The organism is Bradyrhizobium pachyrhizi (genome assembly GCF_029714545.1).
Classification (GTDB): Bacteria; Pseudomonadota; Alphaproteobacteria; order Rhizobiales; family Xanthobacteraceae; genus Bradyrhizobium; species Bradyrhizobium pachyrhizi.
In genome coordinates, this window is record NZ_CP121667.1 from 8,563,213 (window position 1) to 8,577,719 (window position 14,507).

The following is a 14,507-nucleotide window of genomic DNA, read 5'->3' on the forward strand; positions in this document are numbered from 1 at the left end:
CAAGCCGCGCCCAAATCCTCACGTATACGCGTTCAGCCCCTTTTGCAGGCTGGCCCACTGCGCCTCGTCATGGCCGCAGATGATCTTGACGCCGGACGCCTCGAGCCTTGCGATCTCGTCGAGCGACTTCAGGAACTGGTCGACGTCGAGGCTGTTCCGCGGCGAGGTCCGCTGGTCGAGATTGGCGCGCACACTGAGCGCGTCGGAGGCGAGCAGGAATTCGCCGCTGTTGTCGAGCTTGACCAGCGCGCCGGTCGTTCCCTTCGAGTGTCCGGGCAGCGGGACCAGCGTCAGTCTGCCGTCGCCGAACACATCCATCTGCTTGTCGAAGACCTCCATCTTCAGCGGATGATCCCAGTCCGCCTTGATGTATCCGCGATCGAACGCGTTGTCGGCATTCGCGGCCTCGATCTCGAGCGCATGGACGAAGATCGTCGCCTTCTTGAAGAAGGCGTTGCAGCCGCAATGGTCGGTGTGCAGGTGGGAGCAGATCACCACGTCGATATCGTCGGCGCCGAGGCCGACGGCCTTCAGGCTCGTCAGCACATGATCATCCGCCGGCATGATCGGGCGCATGTATTTGGCGAGCGTGCCCAGCCGTCCTTCAGGATCGGTCGCGACATCGGGATGGCATCCGGTATCGAACAGCACATTGCCTTGCGTGTGCCGCAGCAGCACGCAGGACACCGGAAGGTCGATCGTCTCGCCGCGCGCGGCATCGGGCAGATAGGTCCGCTTCGACATCTGCAGACGGCCGCCCGACAACATATGCATCTTCATCTCGTTACCTCCACGTTGGCTTCAAACTACATATGAGTTTTATGGAAACTCATAATAGATTTGACAGCATATTATTCGCCCTTATAGCTTCCGCGCAATGTCGCGATCGCATGACAAATGCGCTCAACGAAGCACCCGGCTCCTTCGGATCGGCATCGTTGACATCGATCAGCGGCCGTCAGAGGGAAGTTTTGCCACGATGTACACCGTGTTCAGCACGTTCGCTGCGACATCAGATGCAGCAGCGTTCAAACCTTTCCTCTGCATTCCCGCGCGTCCCGACCGCGCATACTTTCCCGACGGCGTCGAACTGTCCTATGGCGACATTGCGCAGCAGGTCTGCGCGTTGCGCGATCTGTACCGCGCGTCCGGTTTCGGCCATGGACACCGCGCCTGTCTGCTGCTGGAGAACCGGCCCGACTTCATCGTGCATTGGCTGGCGCTCAACGGCCTCGGCGTCTCGATCGTTCCGATCAACCCGGCCTATCGCGCGGCGGAAATCGAATACCTGATCGCGCATGCCGAACCCGACCTGATCGTCACGCTGGCTGACCAGAAGGAATTGCAGAAGGCGCTGACCGGCGACGTTCCGCTGCTCACCGTCTCCGGTGACGATCTCGGCGCCGGCGTCGAGAAAGTGCCGCAGGCCAGGCGGCCGCCACCACGCGCCGGCGACCCCGGAAGCGAGACCGAGGCCGCGCTGCTGTACACGTCAGGCACGACGGCGCGTCCGAAGGGATGCATCCTGACCAATGAATATGTGGTCTCGACCGGCCGCTGGTACGTCAGCCACGGCGGCGAGGCGACGTATCACGCCGGAACGGAGCGCCTGTACAGCCCGCTGCCGCTGTTTCACATGGCCGGCCTGACGCTGACCCCGATCGCGATGATGCTGACCGGCGGCTGCCTGATCCTGCCGGAACGCTTCAACGCGAAGTTTGCCTGGCGCGACATCGTCGCGTGCCGGGCGAGCGTGCTGCATTATCTCGGCGTGATCGTCGCGGCCCTGCTGGCGCAGCCGGAGACGCCGGACGAAAAAGCCCATGCGCTGCGCTTCTCGATGGGGGTCGGCGCCAATCCCGAGCAGCGCGCGCGCGCCCGCGAGCGCTTCGGCATCCCCTTCGTCGAAGGCTGGGGCATGACGGAGACCGGACGCAGTCCGTTCAACACCGTCGAGCCGCGGCATCTGGAGACCAACACCATCGGCCGCAGCGTACCGGGGCTCGAAATGACGATCCTTGATGCCGACGGCAATGCGCTGCCGGCAGGCGCAGTCGGTGAACTCTGCGTGCGCCATTCGCAAGCAACGCCGCGGCGCGGCTTCTTCTCCGGCTATCTGAAGGACCCCGAGGCCACCGAGCAGGCCTGGCGCGGCGGCTGGTTTCACACCGGCGACAGCGTCTGGCAGCACGAGGACGGCGCCTTCGTGTTCATCGACCGGCTGAAGCACCTGGTCCGGCGCGCCGGCGAGAACATCTCGGCGGCGGAGGTCGAGGCCGTGCTGACGACGTCGCCTCTGGTCAAGCAGGCGGCAGTCGTCGCTGCGCGCGATCCGATCCGCGACGAGGAAGTTGCGGCCTTCATCGTGAGCAACGACGGCACCGATGCTTCACGCGAGCTCGCACAGGACATCTTCCACTTCTGCCGCGAGCGCCTGGCGGCGTTCAAGCTGCCGGCGTGGTTCGCCTTCGTGGCCGAGCTGCCGCTGACCTCGACCAACAAGATCCAGAAACACGTGCTGCTCGGCGCGGACAGGGATCCGCAGTCGCATCCGGGCATGATCGACCTGCGGCAAGACAAGACCAACGCCATAAGGCAATCGAACTAGAGGAAACCAGGGACAATGACATCGAGATACGGATGGATCGCCGCGAGCGCTGCAATCCTCTCAGTCGCCTTCGCCGCCGCGCCATCTCACGCGCAGATTTCCGACGATACGGTGAAGATCGGCGTGCTGACCGATCAGGCCGGGCTCTACGCCGACGCCGCCGGCCCCGGAGCGGTCGAAGCGGTCCGGATGGCGATCGCGGATTTCGGTGGCAAGGTCCTGGGCAAGCCGATCGCGATGGTCGATGCCGACCATCAGAACAAGGCGGACATCGGCGCCGGCATCGCGCGGCGCTGGTATGAGCAGGAGAATGTCGATGTCATCGTGGATTTCGCCAATTCCGCTGTCGCGTTCGCCGTGCTCGAGCTCACCAAGCAGAAGAACAAGGCGATGCTGGTGTCGTCGGCCGGCTCGTCCGACCTGACCGGAAAGGGCTGCTCGGCGAATTCGGTGCAGTGGACCTACAATACCTATGCGCTCGCCAACAGCACGGTGCGGGCGCTGGCCAAATCGGGCGCGAAGAGCTGGTACTTCGTCACGGTCGACTACGCTTTCGGCCACGCGCTACGCAACGACGCGGCCAGGACCGTGGAGAAGGTCGGCGGCAGCATCGCCGGCGAAGTGCGGCATCCGCTCAACAGCATGGATTTCTCGTCCTATCTGCTGCAGGCCCAGAGCTCGAAGGCTGACGTGATCGCCTTTGCCAACACTGGCGGCGACCTCGCCAACTCGATCCGGCAGGCGCAGGAATTCGGGATGGCGCAGCAGCAGAAGCTCGCGGCCTTCCTGATGCAGACCAGCGACATCCACGCGATCGGCTTGCAGGCAGCGCAGGGGCTGCAGCTCGCGACCGCCTTCTATTGGGATCTCGACGACAAGACCCGCGACTTTGCCGCGCGCTTCATGGCCAGGACCAAGAAACGGCCGACCATGGTGCAGGCCGGTCTCTATTCCTCGGTGATGAACTATCTCAAGGCGGTGGAGAAATCCGGCACCGACGACGGCCCCAAGGTGATCGCGCAGATGAAGGACATGCCGATCGACGACTTCTTCGCCCGCAACGCATTCCTGCGCGAGGACGGCCAGCTGATCCACGACATGTATCTCGTGCAGGTGAAGTCGCCGGCCGAATCGAAGGGCGCCTGGGACTACGAGAAGCTGGTTCAGGTGATTCCGGGCAAGGAGGCGTTCGCGACGCCCGAGGAGAGCGCCTGCCCGCTGCTGAAGAAATGATCGCTCCGATGAAACTCGCAAGCCACAGGCAAGAAACCACAGGCAAGGCTGGACATCCCATGACTGAGCTGCCGCTGCTGTTTACCCCGCTGCAATTGCGCGATCTCGAACTGAAGAACCGGATCATGGTCTCGCCGATGGCGACCTATTCGGCGCAGGAGGGGCGCGCCACCGATTGGCACACCGCGCATATCGGCAAGCTCGCCGCCGGCGGCGCCGGCCTCGTGTTCGTCGAGCAGAGCTCGGTGAACACCCAGGGACGCATCACCCATGGCTGCCTCGGCATCTGGGACGATGCGCACATCGCGGACCACGCCGCCCTCGCCGCGCTGATCCACAGCTTCAACGCCAAGGCCGCGATCCAGATCGCCCATGGCGGCCGCAAGGGCTCGTCGCAGCGGCCGTGGGAAGGCGGCAACCCGCTCAGCGAATCCGACATCAAGGCGCGCGGCGAAGGCCCGTGGCAGATCGCGGCCTCGAGCGGCATTCCCTTCGACGACGGCTGGCCGGCGCCGCAGATGCTGACCTCAGAGCAGATCGATGCCCTGGTGGACGACTATCGCCAGGCGTTTCGCCGTGCCAGGGCGGCCGGCTACGACGTCATCGAGCTGCACTGCGCGCACGGCTATCTGATGCACTCGTTCCTGTCGCCGCTGGCGAACAACCGCAACGATGAATATGGCGGGTCGCGCGAGAACCGCATGCGCCTGCCGCTGCGGATCGCGGCGATCATGCGCGAGGAATGGCCCAGCCATCTGCCGGCCTTCGTCCGCATCTCGTCGGTCGACGGCATCGACATCGGCTGGTCGATCGAGGACTCGATCGCGTTTGCGGCCGAGCTGAAGGCGATCGGGATCGACATGGTGGACTGCTCGTCGGGCGGCATGAAGCTGCCGCGCGGCAATTCGCTGGTATCGCGCACCCCGGGCTTCCAGGTGCCGTTCGCCGAGCGCATCCAGAAGGAAGCCGGCATGCCGACGGTGGCGGTCGGGCTGATCCGCGAACCGGACTACGCCGAAGCCATTTTGCGGGATGGCAAGGCGACGCTTATTGCGCTCGGCCGCGAACTGCTGTGGAATCCGAACTGGCCCGCGCAGACGGCACTTGCGCTCGGATGCGATCCGGAGTGGACGAGTTGGCCCGAGCAATATGGCTGGTGGCTGAAGCGGCGGGTGGCGCAGCAGGGGCGATAGCGATGCCGGTGGCGAAGAAAGATTTGGCGAAAGCCGGCGCGGCTGCCGGCGCGCGGTCTTTCGACGGCCCCGATTTCCCCGGCGATACCTCGCGCGACCTGCCGAAAATGGACAATGCGGTCAAGTCGGCGCGGCGCGTGTTCGATGTGCTCGAATTCTTCGAGGAGCACCAGCGGGCCGCGTCCGCCATCGAGGTCGCGGCCGCGCTCAAGTTCCCGCAATCCAGCACCTCGGCGTTGATGCGGACGATGACGGCGTTCGGCTATCTCCACTATGACACCAGCCGCCGCACCTACATCCCGACGCCGCGAATCTCGATGCTGGGGCACTGGCTGAGCCCGGCGTTGTTCACGAAGGGACGTCTGGTCAATTTGATGGAAGAGCTCTCCGCGCGGACCGGAGAGACCATCATGCTCGCGGTGCGCAACGGGCTCAGCGCGCAGTATGTCCATATCATTCAGGCCAAGCTGCCGATGCGGCTGTATGTCAAGGCCGGAACGCTGCGGCCGCTGGCGCGATCCGCATCGGGGTATGCGCTGCTGTCGGCCTATCCGGACAAGGAGGTGCGCCGCCTGGTGCGCCTGATCAACGCCAACGAGACCCGACCCGATCGGCAGGTCGATATCAAGGCGCTGCTGCTGGAACTGAAGAAGGTGCGTGCCAAGGGGCACGCGTTCTCGCTCGGCCTGGTCACGCCGGGCGCCGGCGCCGTTGCCATGAACCTGCCTCCATCAGCGGAATCGAACGAGCCGCTGGTGCTGTGCGTGGCCGGATTGAACGACGCGCTGGTCACCCAGGAGACCGAGTTCGCCGACCTGATGCGGAAGGCGATCGAGTTTCATCTGGCGGACTGAACCGATGCCGCCGGCCAATTTGCGCGAGTGCGTGGCATACAAACAGGGACAATCGAAAGTTCACTATGCGGAATTCATGCGCCGCGTCCGGCTTCATGCCATCCGCGCAAGTGGCCCTGCGGGCAGCGCTTGTCACGGCTATGGCTTTTCCCCATCATTGAGCGCAAGACAACATCGCAAGCAGGGCATGGCCGAACGGCCAGCCCGAGCCAATCAACACGAGGAACGCTGTGGCGGAGAGTGAAAACATCGTCGCCGAGACCGCGGAAAAGATTTTCGCCGATCTCGCGGATGCCCAAACCATCAATCACGACAAGCAGGGCGCATGGAAGGCGCCGCTGTGGCAGGCGCTGACCGAAGCCGGCCTGCCGCTGTCCTGGGTGCCCGACGATCTCGGCGGTTCCGGCGCCAGCCTCGCGGAAGGATTCAGCGTCCTCAACGTCGCCGGGCGGCATGCGATCGCTGTTCCGCTGGCCGAAACAATGCTGGCCGGCTGGCTGCTGACGCAGGCCAGGATCGCCTCCCCCGAAGGCGAGATGACCGTGCTTCCGGCAAGCCCGAAGGACCGCGTCACGCTCAACGCCGACGGAAGCCTCTCCGGCCGTGCCCGCGGCGTGCCGTTCGCCAAGGACGCAAAGCATTTCGCGGTGCTGGCTGATGGCAATGGCGGGGTGTCGATTGCGCTGGTCGATGCCGCGAAGTGCCGGATCGAATCCGGCATCGGGCTTGGCGGCGATCACAACGACACCGTCACGCTCGACAAGGTGCAGCCGGTCACGACCAGGCCGGCGCCGAAGGGCTTTGACCAAACCACGCTGATGCTGATGGGCGGCGTGGTGCGCAGCCTGCAGATCGCCGGCGCGCTGGAAGCGATGCTCGACATCTCCGTGCGCTATTCCAACGAGCGCGTCGCCTTCGAGAAGAAAATCTCGAAATTCCAGGCGGTGCAGCACAACCTCGCCCGGCTCGCCGGCGAAAACGCCGCGGCACTCGCCGCCGCGACCTCGGCGGCGGACACGATCGTGAACGCCAAGTCGCTGGACACTGATGCGGTGTTCCTGGAAGCCGCAGCGGCCAAGGTCCGCTGCTCGGAAGCGGCGGAGAAGGGCAGCGGTATCGCGCATCAGGTGCATGGCGCGATCGGCTTCACCATCGAGCACATCCTGCACCGCTATTCGCTGCGGGCGCTGGCCTGGCGCGACGATTTCGGCTCGGAGAGCTACTGGGCGGTCGAGCTCGGCAAGCTCGTCGCGAATCGTGGCGCCGATGAATTGTGGCCGCTGGTGGCTTCGCGCTGAGATCAGGACAGAGACATCATGACTGCAGCCCTTCGTTTCGATCCGATCCGCCTGCCGGAAAAATGCGAGCAGCTCCGCAAGGAGGTGCGCGCCTTCCTCGCCGAGGAAATCGCCGCCGGCACCTTCGATCCCCACGCGCCGAACCGCGAGGACAATGACGCACCGGAATTCTCCCGTCGCGTCGGCGCCAAGGGCTGGCTCGGCATGACCTGGCCGAAGAAATACGGCGGCCAGGAGCGCTCGTTCCTCGAGCGCTACGTCGTGACCGAGGAAATGCGGGTGGCGAACGCGCCGACCCGGCGCTTCTTCGTCGCCGACCGCCAGAGCGGGCCGGTGCTTCTGAAGTACGCGCCCGAGCACATCAAGATGGACATCCTACCGCGCATCTGCCGCGGCGAGGTCTGCTTCGCCATCGGCATGAGCGAGCCGAACTCCGGCTCCGATTTGTTCGCGGCGAAGACCCGTGCGACCAAGACCGACGGCGGCTACCTGATCAACGGCACCAAGATCTGGACCTCGTCGGCGCACATCGCCGACTACATGATCGCAATCTTCCGTACCTCGCCGCCGACCAAGGAAAACCGCCGCCACGGCCTGACCCAGTTCCTGGTCAAGATGAAGCAGCCGGGCATCCAGGTGAATCCGATCGGCCAGATCACTGGGCAATTCGAGTTCAACGAGGTCGTGTTCACCGACTACTTCGTGCCCGACGATCACGTGCTGGGCGAGGTCGACGGCGCCTGGAAGCAGGCGACGTCGGAGCTCGCCTATGAGCGAAGTGGTCCCGAGCGTTTCCTCGAGACCTATTACGTGCTCACCGAGCTCGTGCGCGCGGTCGGCAAGAATCCGGACACCCGCAGCGCCGAGGGCATCGGCCGCCTGGTGGCGCAGGTTCACACCATGCGCCGCATGTCGGTGTCGGTCGCGGGCATGCTGCAGGCCGGCAAGGAGCCGGTGGTGGAGGCGTCGATCGTCAAGGACATCGGCACGGTGTGGGAGCAGCAGCTGCCGCATCGTGTCCGCGATCTCGCCGCGTTCGTCGAGGAGACCGCGACCAACCGCGAGACGCTGGAAAAGCAGCTCGATTTCGCCATCAAGACCGCGCCGAAGCTGACGATCCAGGGCGGCACCACCGAAGTGCTGCGCGGCATCATCGCCCGCGGTTTGGGCCTGCGCTAATTCAACGAGGACAGATCATGACCAAGTACACTGATATCGGCGTCGAAACCCACGGCCATGTCGGCCTAATCGAAATCCGAAAACCCCCGCTGAACTTCTTCGACGTCGCGCTGATCAACCAGATCGCCGACGCGCTCGAGGAGTTCGACAACAATATCGAGATCCGCGCCTCGGTGCTAGCGGCGCAAGGCAAGGCGTTCTGCGCCGGCGCCAATTTCGGCGATCCCGCCCGCCAGGAGCAGGAAGAGCGCGCCAAGAGCGATCCGGCCTCGAACCTGCCGATCAACCATCTTTACGTTCAGGCGGTGCGCATCTTCCGCAACAAGAAGCCGATCGTCGCGGCGATCCATGGCGCCGCGATCGGCGGCGGCCTCGGCCTTGCCGTCTCCGCCGACTTCCGCGTCGCCTGCCCCGAGGCACGCTTCTCGGCCAACTTCACCAAGCTCGGCTTCCATCCGGGCTTCGGCCTGACCGCGACGCTGCCGGAGCTGATCGGCAAGAACAATGCCGAGCTGATGTTCTACACCAGCCGCCGCGTCACCGGCGAGGAAGCCTATCGCTGGGGCCTCGCCAATGTGCTTGTGCCGCAGGACCAGGTGCGCGCCGAGGCGATGAAGCTCGCGCAGGAGATCGCCGAATGCTCGCCGCTCGGCCTGGTCTCGACCCGCGCCACCATGCGCGCCGACCTCGCCGACCGCGTGCTCGCCGCGACCAACCATGAACTGGTCGAGCAGACCAAGCTGCGCGCAACCGAAGACTTCAAAGAAGGTGTCAAGGCCACCGCCGAGCGCCGCGTCGCCAACTTCAAGGGGCGGTAGGTCCTCGCGCCGCTCTCACAACGCGTCGTCCCGGCGAAGGCCGGGACCCATACGCCGCGGCCTGCGGAAGGGGCACAAGCGCCGTCGGCTTCTCTCACAACTCACCTCGGTGGTTATGGGTCCCGGCCTTCGCCGGGACGACACCGAGTCATTTCGGCACCACCAGCGCATCGACGATCGTGACGCCCTGCCCCTCCGGGTGCACCAACACTGGATTAACCTCGATCTCGGCGATCTCGCTTCGGTGCTGCGCCGCCAGCACTGAAATCTGCGAGATCAACCGCGCCAGTGCCGTGACATCGGCCTTCGGCGCGCCGCGGAAGCCGTGCAGCAGCGGCGCGGCCCTCAGCGTCTCCAGCATCGTGCTCGCTTCACCCACGCTCACCGGCGCGGGGCGATAGACCACGTCCTTGAACAGTTCGGTGGTGATGCCGCCGAGCCCCACCATCACCATCGGCCCGAACGTCTTGTCCGTCATGGTGCCGACGATGATCTCGACGCCTTTCCTGGCCATCGGCCCGACCAGCACGCCCTGGATTTCAGCGCCCGGCCGCTGCTTCTGCACCGTCTCCAGCATGTCGCGATAGGCCGTGAATGCCGCACCCTTGGCGGCGATGTTGACGCGGACGCCGCCGACCTCGCTCTTGTGCGCGATCGCGGGCGACTGAATCTTCATGACCAGTGGAAATCCGGCGCGCTCGATCGCGGCATCGAGCCCGTCGCGGTCGGTCACCAGCACCTCATCCGGCAGCGCAATGCCGGCCGCGCGCAGCAGCGATTTGCTGTCATATTCGGAGAGCGTCTTCGCCTTCAGATGCATGGAGAGATCGTGCGCCGGCGACGCTGATGCCGAGATCTCCGGCGCGGGCTTGAAGCCGGCATAGTCCGCCAGCCGCCGCATTGCGACGCCGACATGGGTCAGTCCTGAGAGCACCACCACGCCCGACTTCGCCAGCTCCTGCCGCGCGAATTGCGACGGCAGCGTGTAGGAATAGAACACCACCGGCTTGTGCTGCGCGGCGATCACCGGCTTCAACTCGGCTTCCTTGAACGGCATCCGCGTCTCGCTCGACAGCGACAGCACGACCAGCGTTGCGTCCACTTCATCAGACGTGTCGAACAGCTCGATGCTCTTCTGCAGTCCGCCGGATGACACGCCCTGCGCGGTCACATCGACCGGATTGCCCGCCGCGCCGTAGGACGGCATCCACTGCTTGATCTGGCTCTGGATCGCGGCCGAAAGCTCCGGCACCCGCAGGCCCTGCATCGAGACAGTATCGGCGCCCCAGATGCCAGCGCCACCGGACACCGTCAGCACCGCGACGCGATCGCCCTTCGGCAGCGGATTGGTGGTCAGAACCGCGGCAATGGTCACGGCCTCGTCGAGGTCGTTGGAGACGATGAAGCCGTATTTCGCGAACACCGCATCATAGGCCGCCGACCAGCCCGCCATGCTCGCGGTGTGCGAGGCCGCCGCACGTTCGCCGGCGCCGGAGCGCCCGACCTTGGTGACGATCACGGGCTTTTTGAGTTCTGCCGCGCGCTTCGCCGCCGCCAAGAACTTGTCGACGTCCCTGATGCCCTCGATGAACAGCAGGATCACGTCGGTCGAGGCATCCTGCACCATGTAGTCGAGGAACTCGCCGGCGCCGAGATCGCTCTCATTGCCGGCGCTGACGACATAGCTGAGCGCGACGCCGAGCGCCTTGGCGCGATGATAGATCGCAAAGCCGATCCCGCCGCTCTGCGCGACGATGCCGATCCGCCGCTTGCTGGCGACCAGATCGGGCGCATCCGGCTTGACGTCGACGGTCGGGCTGAAGGTCGCGGCGACCTTCTGCGCCTGGCTGTAAAACCCTTCCGCGTTCGGCCCACTGATCCGCATCCCGGTCCGCTTCGCCAGCGCGACGATCGCGTCCTGCATGTCAGCGCTGTCGCCGCCCTCCTCGGCAAAACCGGACGAGATGATGACGGCATTCTTCACGCCCGCGGCCGCGCATTGCTCCAGCGCCGGCAGCACCGCACGGGCGGGAATGACGATAACGGCAAGATCGACCGGCGCGCCGATCTCGGCAATCGACTTGAAGCACCTCAAGCCGTCGATCTCGTCATAATTCGGGTTGATCGGATAGAGCGCGCCCGGGTAGCCGTTCTTGCGCAACATCGCGAGCAGCCGCCCGGGAATCTTCTCGTGATCGCGCGAGGCGCCGATCAGCGCGATGCTCTTTGGGGCGAAGAAGGTATCGAGCGGATGCGGCATGGGGCGTTCCTTTTTATTCTTCTTGTAGCCCGGATGGAGCGGAGCGCAATCCGGGAGCCGGTCTATCCGCGAAGCGCGCGGCCCCGGATTTCGCTTCGCTGCATCCGGGCTACGACGTCACGCCGTCAGCTTGAACGTCACGCCGCAGAGCAGGAACCCGTCGCCCTTCACCTCACAGCCCCTGGCTTTTGCGGCGTCCAGCACCTTCGCCTTGTCGACGACCTCAAACGTCAAGCCGCTCATGATCTCGCTGTCGCCCTTGACGAAGCTGAAGGTGCTATTCGGCAGCTTCACCACGGTACCATCGGCGGGAATGCCGATGATCCTGCCCCAATGCGCCGCCAACGCCTCAGGCTCGGGGCTCTGCATCTCGACCTCGGTCAGCGCCAAAGTCGTGTCCTTGCGGATCGACTTCTGCCAGTCGGGGCCAGCCGGCGGGTACGGCCCCAGCACGTCGTCGCTGCCGTCGGTGTGGTTGAACTCGATGAAGGCGGCGCGGCAGTCGCGCGGATGCAGCTGCACGCCGTGATACGGCGCGTGCGTGATCACGTTCGCGGTGCGCACGCCCATCGCGTTGGCCTTGGCGCCGCGCGCGTCGGGATCCTCGCAAACGAAGATCGCCATATAGCCCCCGCGGCCGCCGGTCTTCTCGATGAAGCGGCCGGCCGCCGTGCCCGGCCCCGGCTGGAACGGCGCGACGACTTCGAGCAGGATGGTATCGACCGGCAGCAGCGCATTCTCGAGGCCGTATTTCGCGACGTTGCCGTCGCGATAGCAGACGTCGAGGCCCATGATCGCGGAGATGTCCGCGATCACAGGCGCAAGCTGCGGCGCCACCAGGCAGATCTGCCGCAGCCGCATGTACTCGGCCATGGTCTACTGCCCCTGGAAGGTGGGCTTGCGCTTCTCGACGAAGGCCTTGGCCGCTTCCTTGTGGTCGGTGGTCTCGCCGGCACGCGTGTGGTGGATCGCCTCGCCGTCGAAGCAGGCCTCTAGCGTCATGGTCTCGGCATTGTTGATGTTGCGCTTGATGTAGCCGAGCGCCACCGACGGGCCCTGCGCCAGCGAGCGCGCCAGTTCCAGCGTCTCGCCCTCGACATCGGCATCAGGCACCACCTTGGAGACCATGCCGAGGTTGTAGGCTTCCTGCGCCGACAGCACCGGCGACATCATGTAGAGCTCGCGCGCTTTGGCGCTGCCGAGCATCTTGGTCAGGAAATAGGTGCCGCCGTAGTCGCCGGAGAAGCCGACCTTGGCGAAGGCCGTGGTGATCTTGCAGGAGGCGCTGGCGACGCGGAGATCGCAGGACAGCGCGATCGAAAGCCCGGCGCCGGCCGCGGCGCCGTCGAGCTGCGCCACCACCGGCTTCGGCATCTGGTGCAGGATGCGCGAGACCTCCATGCCGCGGCGCAGATTGGCCATCTTGGCCTCGAACGGCAGCGGGGCGCGGCCTTCCGCCATCGACTTGACGTCGCCGCCGACGCAGAAGGTGCCGCCGGCGCCCCGGATCAGCACCGCGCGCACCTCGGTATCGTCCTGCGCGCGGCGCGCCGCCTCGACGAGGCCGCGCGTCATGTCGGGATTGAGCGCGTTGCGCCGATCGGGACGGTTCATGGTGATCGTGAGCAGGCCCTTGTCGAGGGATTGGAGGACCATCTGATTATCGCTCATGGCGTTTTGCCTTTCGTTGTTGTTGGTTGTTACGGCGTCATTCCGGGATGGTCCGAAGGACCAGACCCGGAATCTCGAGATTCCGGATTCGACGCTGCGCATCGCTCCGGAATGACGCTTCGCGTCACTTCTTCACCAGCGGGCAGCGCGACTCCGACAGCGGCTGGAAGGCCTGGTCGCCCGGAACGGTCGCGACCAGCTTGTAGTCGTCCCAGCGGCCCTTCGATTCCGACGGCTTCTTGACCTCGAACAAATACATGTCGTGCACCATACGGCCGTCCTCGCGGATCTTGCCGTTCTTGGTGAACATGTCGTTGATCGGTGTTTCCTTCATCACCTTCATGACGGCGGCTGGATCGGTGGTGCCGGCGGCCTTCACCGCCTTGAGATAGTGCGTCACCGAGGAATAGACGCCGGCCTGTGCCGAAGTCGGCACCCGCTTGGTGCGTTCCATGAAGCGCTTCGTAAAGGCGCGGCTGTCGTCGTTGAGATCCCAGTAGAAGGCTTCCGCCAGCAACAGGCCCTGCGCGGTCTCGAGCCCGACGCTGTCGATGTCGGTGACGAAGGCCAATAGCGGCGACAGTTTCTGGCCGCTCTTGGTGAGGCCGAATTCCGCCGCCTGCTTGATCGCGTTGATGGTGTCGCCGCCGGCATTGGCAAGGCCAATCACCTTGGCCTTCGAGGCCTGCGCCTGCAACAAGAAGGACGAGAAATCCGAGGTGTTGATCGGATGCCGCACGCTGCCGAGCACCTTGCCGCCCGACTTCACCACGACATTGCTGGTGTCCTTTTCCAGGTCCTGGCCGAACGCGTAGTCTGCGGTCAGGAAGAACCAGGTATCGAGACCGGATTTCACCGCGGCGAGGCCGGTCACATTGGCCTGCGCGAAGGTGTCGAACACGTAGTGCACGGTATAAGGGCCGCAGGCCTCGTTGGAGAGGCGGATCGAGCCTGGACCGTTGAACATGATGATCTTGTTGCGCGCCTTGGCGATCTCGCCAGCGGCGAGCGCGGTCGCGGAGGCCGCGACGTCGAAGATCATCTCGACGCCCTGGTTGTCGATCATGTCGCGGGCGATGTTGGCGGCAAGGTCGGCTTTGTTGAGATGGTCGCCGACCACGATCTCGACCTTGCGGCCGAGAACTTCACCGCCGAAATCCTCCACTGCCATCTTGGCGGCGGTTTCGCTGCCCGAACCGGTGATGTCGGCGTAGAGGCTCGACATATCGAGGATGCCGCCGAGCTTCAGCGGAGGCTTGTCCTGCGCCAGCGACGCATTCGCCGAGATCGCAAACGCACAGGCCAACACGCCGGCCAAAACTCGTCTCATTCCAATCCTCCCTTGCAGCGCGGACCCCGTTCCATCAGGTCCGTTTCGAGGGCCGGATCATGC

12 protein-coding genes are annotated in these 14,507 nt (G+C 65.0%); 7 read left to right on the forward strand and 5 right to left on the reverse strand.

Translation table 11 applies throughout. The features are described 5' to 3' along the window. Positions 1-18: 18 nt before the first annotated feature. Positions 19-780: an N-acyl homoserine lactonase family protein gene (locus QA639_RS40450; protein ID WP_283088830.1), complete on the reverse strand. Its 762-nt coding sequence runs from the start codon at positions 778-780 to the stop codon at positions 19-21. Positions 781-979: 199 nt separating this feature from the next. Between QA639_RS40450 and QA639_RS40455 the strand changes: the two genes are divergently transcribed. The 7 genes from QA639_RS40455 to QA639_RS40485 all read left to right on the forward strand — a co-directional run bounded on the left by QA639_RS40455 (position 980) and on the right by QA639_RS40485 (position 9,183). Next, positions 980-2,608 (forward strand): AMP-binding protein, encoded by a 1,629-nt coding sequence (locus QA639_RS40455; protein WP_283088831.1) that lies wholly within the window; start codon positions 980-982, stop codon positions 2,606-2,608. A gap of 15 nt (positions 2,609-2,623) precedes the next feature. Further along, positions 2,624-3,841, forward strand: a complete 1,218-nt coding sequence (locus QA639_RS40460; RefSeq protein ID WP_028336224.1) for an ABC transporter substrate-binding protein — start codon at positions 2,624-2,626, stop codon at positions 3,839-3,841. Positions 3,842-3,900: 59 nt separating this feature from the next. Next, entirely contained in the window at positions 3,901-5,034 is a 1,134-nt protein-coding gene (locus QA639_RS40465) for an NADH:flavin oxidoreductase/NADH oxidase (protein ID WP_028336223.1), read from the forward strand. Positions 5,035-5,036: 2 nt separating this feature from the next. Beyond that, positions 5,037-5,888, forward strand: coding sequence for an IclR family transcriptional regulator (locus tag QA639_RS40470; RefSeq protein ID WP_028336222.1), 852 nt, complete (start codon positions 5,037-5,039; stop codon positions 5,886-5,888). 230 nt (positions 5,889-6,118) lie between these two features. Continuing rightward, a complete protein-coding gene (locus QA639_RS40475; protein ID WP_283088832.1) occupies positions 6,119-7,186 on the forward strand; it encodes an acyl-CoA dehydrogenase family protein in 1,068 nt (355 codons plus the stop codon). 18 nt (positions 7,187-7,204) lie between these two features. After that, the gene (locus QA639_RS40480) at positions 7,205-8,365 is read left to right on the forward strand and encodes an acyl-CoA dehydrogenase family protein (protein ID WP_018269158.1); all 1,161 of its coding nucleotides are present in this window, start codon (positions 7,205-7,207) and stop codon (positions 8,363-8,365) included. Positions 8,366-8,382: 17 nt separating this feature from the next. Next, complete coding sequence (locus QA639_RS40485) at positions 8,383-9,183, forward strand: enoyl-CoA hydratase/isomerase family protein (protein WP_028336220.1); 801 nt, start codon at positions 8,383-8,385, stop codon at positions 9,181-9,183. Between the two features lie 148 nt (positions 9,184-9,331). On the opposite strand, the gene QA639_RS40490 is transcribed toward QA639_RS40485, so the two are convergent. The 4 genes from QA639_RS40490 to QA639_RS40505 all read right to left on the reverse strand — a co-directional run bounded on the left by QA639_RS40490 (position 9,332) and on the right by QA639_RS40505 (position 14,444). Continuing rightward, entirely contained in the window at positions 9,332-11,443 is a 2,112-nt protein-coding gene (locus QA639_RS40490; RefSeq protein WP_283088833.1) for an acetate--CoA ligase family protein, read from the reverse strand. 117 nt (positions 11,444-11,560) lie between these two features. Continuing rightward, complete coding sequence (locus tag QA639_RS40495) at positions 11,561-12,316, reverse strand: VOC family protein (RefSeq protein WP_028336218.1); 756 nt, start codon at positions 12,314-12,316, stop codon at positions 11,561-11,563. A 3-nt stretch (positions 12,317-12,319) separates the two neighbouring features. Continuing rightward, a complete protein-coding gene (locus QA639_RS40500; protein WP_283088834.1) occupies positions 12,320-13,114 on the reverse strand; it encodes an enoyl-CoA hydratase in 795 nt (264 codons plus the stop codon). A gap of 124 nt (positions 13,115-13,238) precedes the next feature. Further along, positions 13,239-14,444 carry an ABC transporter substrate-binding protein gene (locus QA639_RS40505; protein WP_028336216.1) on the reverse strand — a complete coding sequence of 402 codons (1,206 nt, stop codon included), beginning with the start codon at positions 14,442-14,444 and terminating at the stop codon, positions 13,239-13,241. Positions 14,445-14,507 lie beyond the last annotated feature (63 nt).

Coding starts and splice junctions, on each gene's coding strand:
- QA639_RS40450 (WP_283088830.1), bottom strand. CDS start 780: ATGAAGATGCATATGTTGTCGGGCGGCCGTCTGCAGATGTCGAAGCGG.
- QA639_RS40455 (WP_283088831.1), top strand. CDS start 980: ATGTACACCGTGTTCAGCACGTTCGCTGCGACATCAGATGCAGCAGCG.
- QA639_RS40460 (WP_028336224.1), top strand. CDS start 2,624: ATGACATCGAGATACGGATGGATCGCCGCGAGCGCTGCAATCCTCTCA.
- QA639_RS40465 (WP_028336223.1), top strand. CDS start 3,901: ATGACTGAGCTGCCGCTGCTGTTTACCCCGCTGCAATTGCGCGATCTC.
- QA639_RS40470 (WP_028336222.1), top strand. CDS start 5,037: ATGCCGGTGGCGAAGAAAGATTTGGCGAAAGCCGGCGCGGCTGCCGGC.
- QA639_RS40480 (WP_018269158.1), top strand. CDS start 7,205: ATGACTGCAGCCCTTCGTTTCGATCCGATCCGCCTGCCGGAAAAATGC.
- QA639_RS40485 (WP_028336220.1), top strand. CDS start 8,383: ATGACCAAGTACACTGATATCGGCGTCGAAACCCACGGCCATGTCGGC.
- QA639_RS40490 (WP_283088833.1), bottom strand. CDS start 11,443: ATGCCGCATCCGCTCGATACCTTCTTCGCCCCAAAGAGCATCGCGCTG.
- QA639_RS40495 (WP_028336218.1), bottom strand. CDS start 12,316: ATGGCCGAGTACATGCGGCTGCGGCAGATCTGCCTGGTGGCGCCGCAG.
- QA639_RS40500 (WP_283088834.1), bottom strand. CDS start 13,114: ATGAGCGATAATCAGATGGTCCTCCAATCCCTCGACAAGGGCCTGCTC.
- QA639_RS40505 (WP_028336216.1), bottom strand. CDS start 14,444: ATGAGACGAGTTTTGGCCGGCGTGTTGGCCTGTGCGTTTGCGATCTCG.